Source organism: Anaerococcus marasmi (assembly GCF_900290195.1).
Classification (GTDB): domain Bacteria; phylum Bacillota; class Clostridia; order Tissierellales; family Peptoniphilaceae; genus Anaerococcus; species Anaerococcus marasmi.
In genome coordinates this window covers 388,490-404,843 of record NZ_OLMF01000004.1, presented here as the reverse complement: position 1 = coordinate 404,843, position 16,354 = coordinate 388,490, and the positions used below count along the sequence as shown (strand labels likewise).

Annotated in this window: 13 protein-coding genes; 4 read left to right on the top strand and 9 right to left on the bottom strand. The window is 31.2% G+C overall.

Annotated features, from left to right (window positions below):
• Positions 1–32 precede the first annotated feature (32 nt).
• A complete protein-coding gene (rny, locus tag C7D97_RS02170; protein ID WP_420807424.1) occupies positions 33–1,574 on the top strand; it encodes a ribonuclease Y in 1,542 nt (513 codons plus the stop codon).
• Positions 1,575–2,331: 757 nt separating this feature from the next.
• The gene (locus tag C7D97_RS02165; protein WP_105300493.1) at positions 2,332–3,321 is read left to right on the top strand and encodes a tyrosine recombinase XerC; all 990 of its coding nucleotides are present in this window, start codon (positions 2,332–2,334) and stop codon (positions 3,319–3,321) included.
• A gap of 84 nt (positions 3,322–3,405) precedes the next feature.
• Here C7D97_RS02165 and C7D97_RS02160 read toward each other — a convergent pair whose 3' ends face one another.
• From C7D97_RS02160 to dut, 6 genes are all read right to left on the bottom strand, one after another.
• A complete protein-coding gene (locus tag C7D97_RS02160; protein WP_105300492.1) occupies positions 3,406–4,683 on the bottom strand; it encodes a methionine gamma-lyase family protein in 1,278 nt (425 codons plus the stop codon).
• Positions 4,673–5,620 (bottom strand): tRNA (adenosine(37)-N6)-dimethylallyltransferase MiaA, encoded by a 948-nt coding sequence (gene miaA, locus C7D97_RS02155; RefSeq protein ID WP_105301843.1) that lies wholly within the window; start codon positions 5,618–5,620, stop codon positions 4,673–4,675. Before miaA ends, C7D97_RS02160 begins: the two co-directional genes overlap by 11 nt.
• Positions 5,610–7,448, bottom strand: a complete 1,839-nt coding sequence (gene mutL / locus C7D97_RS02150) for a DNA mismatch repair endonuclease MutL (RefSeq protein WP_105300491.1) — start codon at positions 7,446–7,448, stop codon at positions 5,610–5,612. The genes miaA and mutL overlap by 11 nt, the downstream gene beginning before the upstream one ends.
• Complete coding sequence (gene mutS / locus C7D97_RS02145) at positions 7,448–10,054, bottom strand: DNA mismatch repair protein MutS (protein WP_105300490.1); 2,607 nt, start codon at positions 10,052–10,054, stop codon at positions 7,448–7,450. The genes mutL and mutS overlap by 1 nt, the downstream gene beginning before the upstream one ends.
• A 143-nt stretch (positions 10,055–10,197) precedes the next feature.
• A complete protein-coding gene (locus C7D97_RS02140; protein ID WP_240308882.1) occupies positions 10,198–10,734 on the bottom strand; it encodes a hypothetical protein in 537 nt (178 codons plus the stop codon).
• Positions 10,731–11,165, bottom strand: a complete 435-nt coding sequence (gene dut / locus C7D97_RS02135) for a dUTP diphosphatase (RefSeq protein ID WP_105300489.1) — start codon at positions 11,163–11,165, stop codon at positions 10,731–10,733. Before dut ends, C7D97_RS02140 begins: the two co-directional genes overlap by 4 nt.
• A gap of 85 nt (positions 11,166–11,250) precedes the next feature.
• On the opposite strand from dut, the gene pepT reads away from it, so the two are divergent.
• Both pepT and C7D97_RS02125 read left to right on the top strand, forming a co-directional pair.
• Positions 11,251–12,471, top strand: a complete 1,221-nt coding sequence (gene pepT, locus C7D97_RS02130; protein WP_105300488.1) for a peptidase T — start codon at positions 11,251–11,253, stop codon at positions 12,469–12,471.
• A 68-nt stretch (positions 12,472–12,539) separates the two neighbouring features.
• Entirely contained in the window at positions 12,540–12,773 is a 234-nt protein-coding gene (locus tag C7D97_RS02125; RefSeq protein ID WP_015777875.1) for a hypothetical protein, read from the top strand.
• 51 nt (positions 12,774–12,824) lie between these two features.
• Here C7D97_RS02125 and C7D97_RS02120 read toward each other — a convergent pair whose 3' ends face one another.
• From C7D97_RS02120 to C7D97_RS02110, 3 genes are read right to left on the bottom strand one after another with little or no spacing between them, the layout of a single operon-like run.
• A complete protein-coding gene (locus C7D97_RS02120) occupies positions 12,825–14,054 on the bottom strand; it encodes a peptidase U32 family protein (RefSeq protein ID WP_105300487.1) in 1,230 nt (409 codons plus the stop codon).
• Positions 14,051–14,686 carry an O-methyltransferase gene (locus C7D97_RS02115; protein ID WP_105300486.1) on the bottom strand — a complete coding sequence of 212 codons (636 nt, stop codon included), beginning with the start codon at positions 14,684–14,686 and terminating at the stop codon, positions 14,051–14,053. Before C7D97_RS02115 ends, C7D97_RS02120 begins: the two co-directional genes overlap by 4 nt.
• Positions 14,670–16,352, bottom strand: a complete 1,683-nt coding sequence (locus C7D97_RS02110) for a ribonuclease J (protein WP_105300485.1) — start codon at positions 16,350–16,352, stop codon at positions 14,670–14,672. Before C7D97_RS02110 ends, C7D97_RS02115 begins: the two co-directional genes overlap by 17 nt.
• Positions 16,353–16,354: the final 2 nt, after the last annotated feature.

Below are 16,354 nucleotides of genomic sequence, written 5' to 3'. Positions count from 1 at the left end.
CTATATTAGGAGGTGATATGATGTTTGAAAGTATTAACCCAATCGTTATTCTTATCATAGCTGTCGCCTTCGTATTGTTAGCTTTTAATTTTGGCTATCTTTATCGTAAGAAAACTGGTGAAGCAAAGATTGGTTCAGCTGAAGAACTCAGTAGAAAAATAATCGAAGATGCTAATAACCAGGCCGAAGTCTTAAGGAGAGAAACTCTTCTTGAAGCTAAAGATGAAATATCTAAATTGAAATCTGAAAATGAAGAGCAGTTCAAACAGACTAAAAAAGATCTTGATAAGAGAGAAGCACGTCTGTTAAAAAAAGAGGAAAGCTTAGACAATCGATCTTTATTGATTGACAAAAAGTCTGATCAAATCTCTAGTGATCAGAAAAAGTTAAAACAAAAAGAAGACAGAATTGATAAATTGATTGAAGAACAGCAATTGGAATTACAAAACATCGCTGGACTCACCAATAATGAAGCAAAAGAAATAATTCTAAAAAATGTTAAAAGCGAAACTATTCATGAATCATCTAAGCTTATAAAAGAAGCTGAGGAAAGAGTAAAAGCTGAAAGCAAGAAAATAGCTACAGATATTCTAGCAACAACTATTCAAAGATATGCTGCAGAACAAGTAGCTGAGAATACAGTTTCAGTTATTTCTCTACCGAATGATGAAATGAAAGGCCGAATCATAGGCCGTGAAGGTAGAAATATAAGAGCTTTTGAACAGGCTTCAGGCGTAGATCTCATAATAGATGATACACCAGAAGCTGTTGTTATATCTTCATTTGAACCTGTAAGACGTGAAGTCGCAAAGGTTGCTCTTGAAAGATTGATTCAAGACGGAAGAATAAACCCTTCAAGAATCGAAGAAATGATCAATAAGGCAGATGAAGAAGTAGAACAGAGAATTATGGAAGATGGACAAGAGGCTGTAGATAAGGCTGGAGTTGTAAACTTACATCCACAGTTAGTTAAATTAGTCGGTAAGATGAAATTTAGGACATCTTATGGACAAAATATTCTAAAGCACTCTGTCGAAGTAGCAAATCTTGCAGGTATGCTTGCTGAAGAAATAGGTGCAAATCCACAAATAGCAAGACGTGGTGGCTTGCTCCATGATATCGGTAAGGCTATCGATCGTGAACAAGAAGGAACTCACGTTAGCTTAGGTGTCGATATGGCGAATAAATATGGCGAGAATAAATATGTCATAAATGCCATAGAGTCCCACCATGGCGAAGTTGAGCCTAATTGTGTCGAATCAATTTTGGTACAAACAGCAGATGCTATATCAGCTGCAAGACCTGGTGCAAGACGTGAAAGCTTAGAAAAATACGTTAAGAGACTTGAAAATCTTGAAGGAATTGCTAATTCTTTCGATGGAATCGAGAAATCATTTGCTCTACAAGCTGGTAGAGAACTAAGAATTATGGTTAAACCAAATAAGGTTTCCGACGATGAAATGATTGTAATTGCTAGAGAAATTGCAAAGAAAATTGAAGAAGAATTAGAATATCCTGGAGAAATTAAGGTTAATGTATTAAGAGAGTCTAAAGTGATTGATTTTGCTAAATAAATATTGTATTTTAACTGACTACCAATAATTTGGTAGTCTTTTTATTTTATATATTTATATTAAATATTTCGGGTCTATAATAAATCGTTTTGTAGAAGTAAATGATATTTCTATAGTAATAAGTAAGGTATCATCTCGTGAATCATATATTAAATAAGAATTTAGGAATACTATTATATGTCTAATTTTTTTAAAAGCCTTAAATCGCAAAATACGAGCTGGCATTTTTTAAAAAGATTTAATTATTTTATAAATTTCAGTTTAAGTTAGAATAGAGGATATTATACTCTAATGCTAGAAGCTGGTTACTAGTTTTTAAGATCTTACTTCAGAAAATTGAAAACTGTAAATATGATATTAAGAGTAAAATTTATTCGATTATAAGGATATAATAGCAAGCTATTATCTATAAATTTCGAAATATAATAGGAAATAATCTTAAGTTTAGAAAATATAGAATTTAATGAGTTTATGACCAATTATTTAAAATACTTAACTATAAAAAAGAATTTAGAAGCTGTCTTAGACATATGTAAAAATAAAAATATTAACTACAGAATAAAATCTTATAAATAGAAAGGAATTTTAAAAGAAGCACTTGTGATTTGATTGATTATAGAGAAATGCGACATCAGAGGATAGGAAATAAAAATAAATTATTGCACAAAATAGTAATTTTGTGCAATAATTTGAAAATATAGATAATACTAGTATAATTTAAATGTAAGAATAAGAATTTACTAGATTAAGGGATTTTATGAAAGAAATTAATGAACCTATTATCATAACAGACTATTTAAATTATTTAAAATCAATCAGAGGCCTATCCTCCAACACAATCAAAGAGTATCGATATGACCTTATGCTTATGATTAGATATATGATTATAAGGAAAGAATATTATGGTAATGAAGAGAATTATAATGAAGACTTCGAAAATATAGAAATTAATAAAATTGTTAATCCTAAATTTTTTGAAGGATTAACACTCCAAGACTTCTATGCTTTTCTTAGTTTTTTAGACAACGAGAAGAATGATTCTTCCACCACTAGATCAAGGAAAATATCAGCTATAAAATCCTTCTATAAGTACTTATTTTCTGAAATAGAAGTAATTGATTCAAATATTAGCGACAAGCTTTCCAACCCTAAGATAAGCCAAAGACAACCTGTTTATTTGACCTTAAATGAGACTGAGTTGTTGCTTGATACTATAAAAAATGAGACTAACGAATTTCTTAGATTTAGGGATCTAGCTATAGTATTTACCTTCTTGACTACAGGTATGCGTTTATCGGAACTAGTAAGTATCAATATGGAAGATATAATATACGACCATTTTAATATTATCGGTAAAGGAAATAAAGAAAGAACTGTTTATTTAACTAATAATTGCAGAGAACTTCTCGATCAATATATATTAATAAGAAATAAATATATTAAAGATTTAAAGATTGATGCCCTATTTATCTCAACTAGAAAGAAGAGAATTTCAAATAGAGCAGTACAGAGCACTATAGATAAGTATTTAAAAAAAGCAGGATTTGATACTTCTGTATATTCTACCCATAAATTAAGGCACACGGCTGCAACGCTCATGTATAAATATGGGAATGTTGACATAAGAGCTCTCAAGGATATCTTAGGCCATGAAAGTATCTCAACCACCCAGATTTATACCCACCTTGATGATGAAGATCTTAAAAAAGCCGTAAATAAAAACCCACTCTCAAATCTTAACATATAAAATAAAAGCGTTCTAGATAAGTAAAGGAAGATATTATATATAACTATATACCTTAAACCTTATAATAGAAACGCTTTTTATTTCTTATATGAAGTTTTCTTTTTTAAATCTGTCTAGTACAAGTTTTAGAGCTAATCTACCATGAAAATAATTTAAGCCACCTTGTAAATACACTACATAAGGCTCTCTTAATGGTCCATCGGCAGATAATTCAGATGTAGCACCTTCAACAAATCCACCAGCCGCCATTATTACAGGATCTTCATAACCAGGCATTGGAAAGGCTTCTGGTACGAAGTTGGAATCTACACTACAAGCTTCTTGGACTGCCTTACAAAATACTTTAACTTTTTCGGCATCTTCTAGAATTATAGATTGGACTATATCAGATCTTGGATCATCGATTTTTGGTATTACTTCGTAAGATAAGTTATTAAATGTATGAGCAAATAATAAGGCCACCTTAATAGCTTCTTTCACAATGTGAGGAGCAAAATATAAGCCTTCTGCTACAAGTCTGTTGGTACCAAAACTTAAGCCTTCATCCTTTCCTATACCAGGCGCTGTTAAGTGATTGGCACAATACTCTACTAAATCTTTCTTACCACAGATGTATCCACCTGTAATAGCTATTCCCCCTCCAAGGTTCTTGATTAAAGATCCTGCAAGAATATCAGCTCCAACCTCAATGGGTTCACTTGTTTCGGTAAATTCTCCATAACAATTATCTACAAAGATTATAGCATTAGGATTAGCCTTTCTTATATATTCTATAGCCTTTTTGATTTCTTCTATAGTGAAGGCTCTTCTTTGAGTATATCCTGTAGATCTTTGAATAAGGACAAGCTTAGTATAAGAATCTACATGATTCTTTATTTTAGCATATTGTATTCTATTAGCTGAATCTAGTTCGAGCTTATCATATTTGATTCCTCTTTCAATAAGATTTCCTTTTTTATTACCAGCAATACCTATAACTTGTTGCATAGTATCGTAGGGATCATCTGTGATGGCAACCATCTTATCACCTGCTTTTAGAAGAGCAAATAAGACGATTGATAAGGCATGGGTGCCAGATACTATGCTTGGGCGTACCAGGGAATCTTCAGCCTTAAATATATCCGAAAAAATAGCCTCTATCTTATCTCTTCCTGTATCCGCATATCCATATCCCGTAGATTGCATGAAATCAGAAGTTTGAAGATCATTTCGCTTAAATGCCTTTAATACTTTTAGCTGATTGTATTCAGATATTTCATCTATTCTTGAAAATTCATCTTGTAATTGTTTTTCTATTTCTTTTATTTCTTTGTCAAAATTATTATCTATTTTAAATGTATCATTTATTTCTTTATAGTTCATATACTTCCTTAACTATACTTAAAATTATATCACTTGCGTCTTTTTTACTTAACTCATCCATCTTTATTTCATAAGTAAATGGATAATTTAAGTATTTTTTCATCCACGTTATCTGTCTTTTGGCATAATGCCTAGTGTTTTTTTGTATTAAATCAATCATCTCATCTAAGTTTATATCGTGATTAAGATAGTCTAATACTTCCTTATATCCAATAGCGGACATAGACTGAGACTTATTATCTAGGTTAAATCTTTTTATTAATTCTCTAACTTCATCTACTAAGCCAGAATTTAGCATATCTAGAACTCTTTGGTTTATTCTATTATATAGTAAATCTCTATCATCATAGTTTAAAAAGAAAATTAAAGGATCTAGCTTATCGTTTAGCTTTCTCTCACCCTTTCTTATCTTTGAAGGAACTTCTCCGCTAACTTTATATATCTCAAGGGCTCTTATAATTCTATTTACTTCATTGGGGTGGTATCTCCTGCTAGTTTCTGGATCTAGTGATTCTAGCTTCTTGTAGAGATATTCATTGCCTTTTTCTTCCACCAATTTTTGTAATTCATCTCTATAGGCTTGATTTTTTTCGACTCTTCCATAATTCATATCATAAATTAATGAATCTATATAAAATCCAGTACCTCCAGTTACTATCGGTATTCTAAGATTTTGATTTATTTTCTCTACTAAACTCTTTGCTTCCTTAGAGAAATCATCTACTGAAAATTCCTCATCGGGATCAACCATATTTAGCATAAAATGATCAACCTCAAAAACATCACGAGTCTTATTCGTACCTATATCCATATATCGATATACTTGTTGGCTATCTGCTGATATTATCATTGAGTCGAGATTTCTAGCCAAGTTAATTGCTATATCGCTTTTACCACTCGCTGTTGGTCCCGTTATTACAATTAATCTATCTTTCAAAATATTTCTCCACATCTTTTTCATTTATCTCTATAAGAACTGCTTTCCCGTCATAAGTTGCATATGGATTTTCCAGTTCTTTTATCTTTCCAATAAGTTCATAAGCCTCAGCTTCATTTATCTTATCTCCTTTTCTAAAAGATAAAGAGAGATTTAATTTCTTAAGTTTTTTATACAAATAGTCTGTATCCTTGCTGTAATCAAGGTCTAATAAGTCATAGAAGAACTTATCATCTTCAGGTACAGAAAAGATGAAAGGAACTGATCTAATTATTATAGACCTATCCCCAATTATTTCCGCATCGAATCCCAATCTCTTTATTAAATCTTTCTTTTCAATGAACCTATCAATATCAAATTTATTCAAGTTAATTATTAATGGATTTAAAAGAATTTGTTCATCCATAGTTTTATTTTCAAATTGATTTAAGAATCTACTAAAATTAATCTTTTCGCTAGCTCTCCTATGATCTAGTATGAAAAGTTTATCTTTTCTTTCAAATATAGAATACCTAGCAAATATTGAACACTTATAGTTAAGATATTCAAAATCTTCAATGAAACTATTTTCTTCGATTTCTTCTTCTAGCCCACTATTGTTATTTAGTAGACATTCTTTGTAGTTTGATTCTTCCTTAAAACTTATGTCTGTATTACTATCAAAAAAGTTTTTAGATTCTTCTTCTATGTTAGAATCATTATTTTCAGATTCATACAAATTGTCAAATGAACTTTCTCTTACAAGAGATTTACTACTATTATAGTTATTTAGTATTTGAGAATAATCAGAAAAATCCATTAGATCATTCTTATTATTTTCTTCGATACTTACTTCTTTTACTCCATTAGAAGCATTTATATACCTACTAATGCTTGAATCTATAAGATTAATCAATTGGTCTTCATAAGAAAACTTAATCACTCTTTTATTTGGATGGACATTAATATCTATATTTTTGGGATTTGTCTTTATATATATAAAGAAAACCGGAAATCTACCATTTGGTATATTTCCCCTGTATGCCATCTCTATCCTATCTCTTATCAATTCACTTTCAACAAGTCTATTGTTAATATAAATATATTGCAAAGACCTATTTCCCCTGTAATAATTATTATTAGATATAAATCCTTCTAGATGATAGATGTCGTTGTTATCAGAAATTTTTATTAGATGTTCCTCTAACTTATCATCTAAAAGTTTAGCTATTCTCATTTTCAAATCTTCATTTTTTATTGTAGAAAATTCAATATTTTCGTTTTTGATAAACTTAAATGAGATTTCAGGGTATCCAATTGCTATGGCATACATAAGTTTGCTTATATGATTAGATTCAACAATATCTGACTTAAGAAATCTCCTTCTGACAGGAATATCTCTAAATAAATCTTTCACTATAATACTGGTGCCCACATTTGTAGCAATACTTGTAAGAGTTTTCTCACCATTATTAAAATTAATTTTACTTCCTACTAGTTCATCTTTTGTTTTGCTTATTGCAGTTACTTCACTGACACTTACAATACTAGCCAAGGCTTCACCCCTAAAGCCTAGGGAGTAGATATCGTATAAATCATTGAAGTCACGAATTTTAGATGTAGCGTGCTTACTAAAAGCAAGCTCGATTTCATCATTACTTATACCTGATCCATTATCTGTGACTCTTATATAAGTCTTGCCACCATTTTTAATCTCAACTGTTATACTATCAGCACCTGCATCTATAGAATTTTCTGCTAGTTCTTTTACAATAGATACTGGTGATTCTATTACTTCTCCAGCAGCAATTTTTTCAATTGTTTTATCATCTAGTTTTAGTATAGTCATCAAAGTTCACCAATCTTATTTAATAAATTGCTTAAAGAATTAATTGCTTCCATTGGAGTCAAATTATTTATATCAATATTTGATGCCTCTATCTTAACTTCTTCTAGTTTTTGATCAGAAATCTCCTCCAAAGAAGTCGATATTTCCTTTTTCTTATCAAGATCATAGAAATCATCTGTTGAAAGCTTATCCATAATTATTTTGGCATTGTCGATTATTTCATCAGGGAGACCACTTAATTTAGCTACTTCTATTCCATATGATCTATCAGACTTTCCTTCGCTTATCTTTCTTAAAAAAACTAAATTATTATTCTCTTCTAATATTTCAATCTTAAGATTCTTAACATTATCTAGCTCGTTTTCAAGTATAGTAAGCTCATGAAAGTGTGTAGCAAAAACTGTCTTTACTTTTTTTCTCTTGCTAAGATATTCGACAATCGCCATAGCTATGCTTAATCCGTCATCAGAAGAAGTCCCCCTACCCACTTCATCTAGGATAACGAAAGAATGTTCTGTAGAATTTTTAAGAATACTACTTACTTCATTCATCTCAAGCATAAAAGTAGATTCACCTTTTGAAATATTATCACTTGCACCAATCCTAGTAAAAACTTGATCACAGATTGAGATTTCTGCTAGAGATGCTGGTACAAAGCATCCCATTTGTGCAAGAATTATAATTATTGCCATTTGTCTCATATAGGTGGATTTGCCTGCCATATTAGGTCCTGTTATAATCTGGATTAAATTATTCTCCTCTCCTATATCAGTATCATTAGGGATAAATTCATTTTCTTTGAGCTTTCTTTCTATAACAGGATGTCTTCCATCTTTAATTTTTATTATATTATCTTCACGAATTACTGGTCTGACATAAGAGTTTTCTAAAGAAATCTTGGCAAAGGTATTTAAGGTATCGACCGTAGCGAGAATCTTAGCTAAAGCTTGAAGCTTGATGGTATTTCTTAAAACTTTTTCGCGAATATCTTGAAATATTTTATATTCTAAGTCGTTTATCTTATCCTTACCACCTAAAATCAAACTAGATATTTCTTCTAACTTTTCGGTTGTATATCTCTCCTGATTTTTTAGTGTTTGTTTTCTTACATAAGAATCCGGAACTTTGTCTAAGTTTGATTTAGTTATCTCGATAGAATATCCATTATTTTTATTAAAAACTATCTTATAGTTTTTAATACCAGTTTTTTCTCTTTCCTTATTTTCATATTCTATCAAAGCACTTTGTGCACTAGAGGATGACTCTTTAAGTTTATCAAGTTCATCGTTATATGAGTCTTTAATTATGCCACCTTCGCTTATAGCAATAGGTGGATCTTCCACTATAGCCTTATCTATCAAATTAAATATATCACTAACATCTGGTATGTTTTCACCTATATTACTGATATTTGTATCTGAATAAGATCTTAATATATCCTTTAGCTGAGGAATGTTAGCAATAGAATTCTTCAGTGATATAAAGTCACGTCCATTTGCTCTCTTATAAGATATCTTAGCTATAAGTCTTTCAAGATCATAGACATCTGACAATAGATTTGAAATGTTACTAGCAAGAATTCTATCATTAAATAGGACTTCTACAATATCTAACCTTCTCTCTATCTTCCTTTTGTCTATTAGAGGTCTTTCTAGATACTCGCTAATCATCCTAGAACCCATAACTGTATCAGCCTTGTCAATTATACTTAATAGCGAATTTTCCTTAGTATTATTGTTTAAATTCTTACTTAATTCTAAGTTTTTCCTTGTACTTGCTTCAAGCTCCATGTAATCATTTATTTCAATAATCTCAATGTTATTAATATGGACTAAATTATCCTTATGATATTTATAGATATAATCAAGAAGATTTGCAAGAGAAAGAATAGATAGTCTCATATTTTCAATCTTTTTAAGATTATCATCTCCCAAATGATCTCTTATAAGACTTGCCCTATTCATATAATCTTTAGGATTTTGTATATAATTTACAAATATTTCTTCATCCTGAAAATATCTTCTTAAGCTTTGATCATTAAAATCAGAGTTAATTAGAATTTCTGATGGGTTAATTTTCTCTATCTGATCTATTGCTTTTTTCCCTATAGAAGAGCTTAATCCTTTTATTTCAAAGCTTACGAGCTTCCCAGTTGAAATATCACAATAGCTAATTGATAGACCATAATCGTTTTGAAATATTGAGAGGAGATAATTATTTTTTCTATTATCTAAGGACTCCATATCAGTAATTGTGCCTGGAGTTATAACACGAGTTATAGCCCTTTTGACGAGTCCTTTAGCTTCTTTTGGGTCTTCTACTTGATCACACAAAGCCACTTTATAGCCTTGTTTTACTAGTTTAAAGGCATAATTATCTATCACATGATGTGGGACACCACACATAGGAGCTTTCTTTTCGTGACCACACTCTTTGCCAGTCAGCGTAAGAGAAAGAGCTTTGCTAGTCATTATTGCATCATCAAAGAAAGCCTCATAAAAATCTCCTACCCTATATAAGAGTATAGCATCTTTGAAATCATTTTTAACGTCCACGTAGTGTTTTAACATAGGAGTAAGTTTATCATATTTAAAATTGTTTTTCATTTTGACTCCTTTTTATTAATCCATAAATAAAATGAGACTACTGCAAAATTAATCTACTAACTTACTATAATCTTTAAGGCTTTGTTTAAGTCTTAATGAATTACGTAGGTTTTACCAGTAGATTTTAATTTGCAATAGCCTTATTATTTAATGTTTAAAACTTTTACATCCTTAATCCAATCATCTTTACTGTCACTATTAGTATCTATTAATGAGAGAGCTCCCATAGCATCGTCATAATCCTGATTTGGCTTGTTATTTATCTTATATACTAAGAGAACCCTATCTACTTCTAGGGCTACAGACATTGGATATGTAGTATAATTACCATCTGAGTCTTCTATTATTAGATCTGGTGATTCTTCTAATTTATATCCTAAATCGCCTAAGAGCTTCTCCAAAGCTACTCCAGTTAACTCTACTTCCTCTAAGCCCTTTTCAAGTTTAACTTTTTTCTTAACAGATTTTAACTTTCTAATTTCTTTTAGAGTATAAGAATGTTGATTATTCTCACTATCTTTTATAATTACAATTTCATTATCATGTTTTTTTAAATTATAATCAGATATTTTATTTTTTACGAAGAAAAATATAAGTAATAAGACAACAAATCCTATCAAAGCTAAATAAATATTATATTTATTCTTTTTAAATCTTTTAAGTGCATCTCTTCTCATCATCTACCGGTAGAACCGAATCCATCCTCTCCTCTAGCAGAATCTTCTAGGCTATCTACAAGTTCTATATCACATTTTAAGTAAGGCTGAATAACTAACTGAGCCAGTCTATCACCGTTTTTAATAACTTGTGTCTCATTACCATAATTATAGAAAAACACCATTATTTCGCCCCTATAATCGGAGTCAATTACCCCAATGGTGTTTGCAAGCATCAATTGTTTTTTCACTCCAGTTGATGATCTTGGATAAACTCCTCCAAAATAGCCTTCAGGAATTTCTACTTTAACCCCAGTATGAATCTTCACCGTTTCTCCTGGTTTAACTTCAATATCTTCTTTTGTGTACGAGTATAAATCAATACCAGCAGCATGGCTAGTGCCATATGCTGGAACCTTATCTTCAACAATCATTTTGAGTTTTTTATTATTCATAATCCCACCTTTTCCTTAATTAATATACCAATTTTCCTTATTTTTACAATCATAAGAGTATAATAAAAAAGAAGGAAGGTGAATTATGGATAATATAACGAAAAGATTTCTTAAGTATATTTCTTTTGATACAAAAAGTGACCCAGAGTTGGGAAAAACTCAAAAGCCATCAACTCCAGGTCAACTTGTACTTGCAAAAGAACTTAAAAAAGAACTAGAGGAATTGGGACTAGAAGCTAGTATAAATGAAGAAGGCTTTGTCTTTGCTAAATTAGCCTCAAATACTGATAAAAAAATACCTGTAGTAGGTTTCTTATCCCATATGGATACATCACCTGAGATGTATGGTAAGATTGAAAATCCTCAAATGATTAAATATGAAGGCGGAGATATTAAACTTAATAGCAATAGATCTATTAAAGTTAGTGAGTTTCCAATTCTAGATAAACTCAAAGGCCTAACACTAATCACTACTAGGGGAGAAAGCTTATTGGGAGCTGATGATAAGAGCGGTATAGCTTCAATCATGAATGCGGTTGAATACTTTGTAAATAATCCTGATATAGAGCATGGAGATGTTATGATAGCCTTTACTCCTGATGAGGAAATTGGAACAGGATGCGATACTTTTGATGTAGAATCTTTCGGAGCAGACTTTGCCTATACAGTTGACGGTGGGTATCTAGGAGAATTAGAATATGAGTCTTTTAATGCAGCCAGTGGTCTAGTAAATATAAAAGGAAAATCAATCCACCCAGGTTCTGCAAAAAACACCATGGTAAATTCAATTAGTATCGCTCGCGAATTTGATAGTTTACTAGGTGATGTAAGAAGACCGGAGCATACTGAAGGCTACGAAGGATTTTTCCATCTATTAAGTATTAATGGTGACATAGAAAATACCAAAATGGAATATATAATTAGGGAACATGATAGAAATAAATTTGAAGCTATGAAAAAAGAGTTTTCCGATAATGCTTCTTATTTAAATAAAAAATACGGAGATTATATTAGTATAGATATTTCAGATTCTTACTATAATATGGGTGAAATAATTGAGAAAAACATGAAGATTGTTGATTATGCCAAGACAGCAATGGAAAATCTTGGGATAAAACCAATCATTGAGCCAATTAGAGGGGGTACAGATGGGTCCAAACTTTCATTCATGGATCTACCAACTCCAAATATATTTACCGGTGGTATGAACTATCATGGAGTCTATGAAATCATACCGATAGAGCATATGAAAAAAGCTAGCGAAACTGTAATAGAAATAATTAAGCTAATTGCAAACGATAATTAATGAAATTTTTTTAGAAATCTGTTATAATATAAATGTAAGGAAATTTGAATATATAAAAGGAGATTTATATGACAAACGACAAAAAAGTATCTAATGAAAACCAATACAGAGGAAATGCCGAACTTGACAAAAAAGTTAGGGAAGAAAACAAAGAAACTGGTGGAGAATCATTAGACAAAAAACTAGGCCCTGACCAAGAAAATCTTAGAAGCATTAGCGATGAAGCTGATGAAAACTCAAACGTTGGTGCAGAATCACGTAGAACAAGAGCTGATTTTTCTGAGAATCCTTCAGAAGACTAGAAAATATTACATAAACCCAGGTGAAAAGCCTGGGTTTTTAAATTACTAATCTTAAATTTTTCTTCTAAGCATGTCACCTTTTTCAAGAGGAAGATCAATCTTAATCATAATCTTCTCTTTTGGTTTATTTGCAACTTCTATGTCCTCTCCTTTAGAGTTTTTCATATTGTCAATTTTAAATTCGTAAAAGTCAGGAGAGTTTGAGAATATCTCTATCTCATCATTTAAGAAAAATCTATTTCTTTGCTCAATTGTTGCAATTTTATTTTCCTTATCATAATCTAATACTACTCCAATGAAGTCGTAATTTCTTATATAGGAAGAATTTTCATATATTTGATCATTGCTGTCAGGCTTTTTATAGAAAAATCCCTTAGTAAAATGTCTATGACTTGCCTTAGTAAGCTCATCATAATATTTTTTAGCTACATCCTTATTGAACTTACCCTCATAATAAGCATCAATAGCCTGTCTATAGCTTCTAATTACTGTTGCCACATAAAAGGCTGTTTTCATCCTTCCTTCGATTTTAAAGCTATCTACGCCTGCTTCTATAAGTTTATCAATTTCATCTAAAAGACAAAGGTCCTTGGAGTTCATTATAAAGGTACCACCCTTGCCGTCTTCTTCAATTGGGTAATACTCACCTGGCCTTGTTTCTTCTTGGATAGAGTATTTCCATCTGCATGATTGAGCACAATCTCCCCTATTAGCATCTCTTCCTGTCATATAGTTAGAAAGCAGGCATCTACCTGAGTATGATATACACATTGCACCATGAACGAAACATTCTATCTCCATGTCCTTAGGAGCATTTTTCTTTATTTCTTTTATTTCTTCAAAAGATAACTCTCTAGCTAGTATAACTCTTTTAGCACCCATATCATGCCAAAATTTAACGGTAGCAGTGTTTGTAACAGAAGCTTGAGTACTAATATGAAGATCAACATTAGTGTGCTCTTTTGCTAGTGCAAAAATTCCTGGATCAGAAATTATTAATGCATCTACCTCTATAGAATCTAGATACTCTAGATATTCAACAAGTCCTGTCATATCTTCATCATGAGGCAAAATATTCATTGTAACATGGACTCTTACATTATTCTCATGAGCATATTCCACAGCCTTCTTTAGCTCTTCTTTGTCAAAATTTTTGGCATTAGCTCTTAAGCCAAAACTGTCTCCTGCAAGAAAGACTGCATTTGCTCCGAACTTAATTGCTGATTTTAATCTTTCCATATCCCCTGCGGGAGCTAATAACTCTACTTTTTTATCTTTCACTTTTCCTCCTTAATACTAATACTTATTCCATCTCCTATAGGTATAATAGATGTCTTGAAATCATCTCTTAAAGTAATATATGCTAGGAAATTCCTAAGTCTTTTTACTATTGTAATCTTCCTTTTCTCAACCAAATCATCATTACAAACTTCGCCTCTAAACAAAATATTATCTGCTACAATTACTCCTCCATCATTAAGGAGATTTTTATCTACATAGTCAAAATAGAATTTGTAATTAGCTTTATTTGCATCTATAAAAACAAAATCAAAGCCTTGATTCAATTTAGTCAAGGCTTTTTCTGCGTCATCATTTATTAAATTTATATCTACATTATATTTATTAAAATTTTCCTGAGCGATATGAGCCATATGTTCTGATAACTCTATTGTAGTAATTTTAGCATCAGAATACTTATCAAATACTAAAGATGAATAGCCAATAGCTGTCCCTATTTCCAGTATTGACTTTGGTCTTTTAATAGCAAGCAAGCTTTTAAGAAATTCTTTAGATTCTAGTTTCATAATAGGGACATTTTCTTTTTCAGCAAACTTTCTAAGCTCAAGGAAATCATAATCTATAATTATATCTTCAATAAATGATGAGATATATTCATTATTTATACGATTCATTACTCTCTAACTCTGATATAACTGGTAGTATCATAGGATCACGGCCTAATTCATTGTAAATATAAGATTTCAAATCCTCTCTAATCTTGTATTTAATCTGACTTATAGCTCGAATTTCTTTATCTGCACATTTCTTAATTGATCTTAATACTACATCCTTAGCATTTTCTATGATATCTTGATTTTCTTTCACATAAACAAAACCACGTGAAACAATATCTGGTCCAGCTAGTAATTGTTGGGTATGTTTATCAAAGGTAATTGAAACTACAACTAACCCATCTTCAGATAAGTGTTTTCTATCCTTTAGAACGATATTACCAACATCACCGATTCCAGAACCGTCTACTAGGATATTTCCAGCTTGAACTCTACCATTGATTGATCCATGTTTTTTTGTAAATTCATAAACATCACCGTTTTTACCAATCAAGATATTTTCCTTAGGCTGACCCATATCTTCAGCTATTTCGGCATGTTTTTGTAATTGCCTTACTTCACCGTGGGCTGGAATAAGGTATTTTGGTGTAACTAATTGATACATCAATTTAATCTCTTCTTGGCAAGCGTGTCCTGAAGCATGTACTTTAGCAAGAGATGAATAAATAATCTTACACCCTATTTTTGTTAGATTGTTTATAGTATTATTAATTGCCATCTCATTGCCAGGAATCGCTGAAGATGATAGGATCACCGTATCTGTTTCATTTAGATTTATTTGTTTATGTTCTCTATTAGCCATTCTAGTAAGTGCTGATAGAGGCTCACCTTGGGTGCCTGTTGAAAGAACAACAATCTCATCGTCAGCGTAGTTTTTGATATTTTTCATATCTATTAGGGTATTGCTTTTAATTTTTAGATATCCTAATTCACTAGCGATTCTTACGTTATTAAGCATAGACCTACCAGATAGGGCAACTTTCTTATTATATCTTTCTGCAGCATAAATTATTTGTTGGACCCTATGAAGGTTTGATGCAAATGTTGCAACGATTATTCTTGACTTAGCTCTTCCAAATATTTGAATAAAGGTATCTCCAACAGTTTTCTCGCTTAGGGAGTATCCTTCTCTTTCAACGTTTGTACTATCAGCAAATAGGGCTAATACTCCCTTTCGTCCTAATTCTGCAAGTCTTTGGATGTCAGTTGGGTCATTATCAATTGGGGTAAAGTCCATCTTGAAGTCCCCGGTAAATATGACTGTTCCAACTGGAGACTTAACAGCTATAGAACAAGCGTCAGGTATAGAATGGCTTACTCTAATAAATTCAGCACTCAATGATCCAACTTTGACAGTATTATTTACATTTACCATCTTGATTTTGTTAGGATTTAGTCCGTGCTCTTTAAATTTATTTTCTAATAAACCCTTAGTTAATTTTGAGCAATATACATTGGTATCAATGTTTTTTAGAAAATAAGGTATAGCTCCAATATGGTCTTCGTGGCCATGTGTTACAAATATTCCTCTTAGTTTGTTTTTATTTTCTTCAACATAAGTAAAATCAGGAATTACGATATCAACCCCTAGCATCTCTGCATCAGGAAAGGTCAATCCGCAATCTATCATAATCATGTCATTTCCATATTCTACCAATGTACAGTTTTTACCTACTTCTTGTAATCCTCCAAGAGGGATTATTCTTAATTTTTTGTCATTTTGCATTA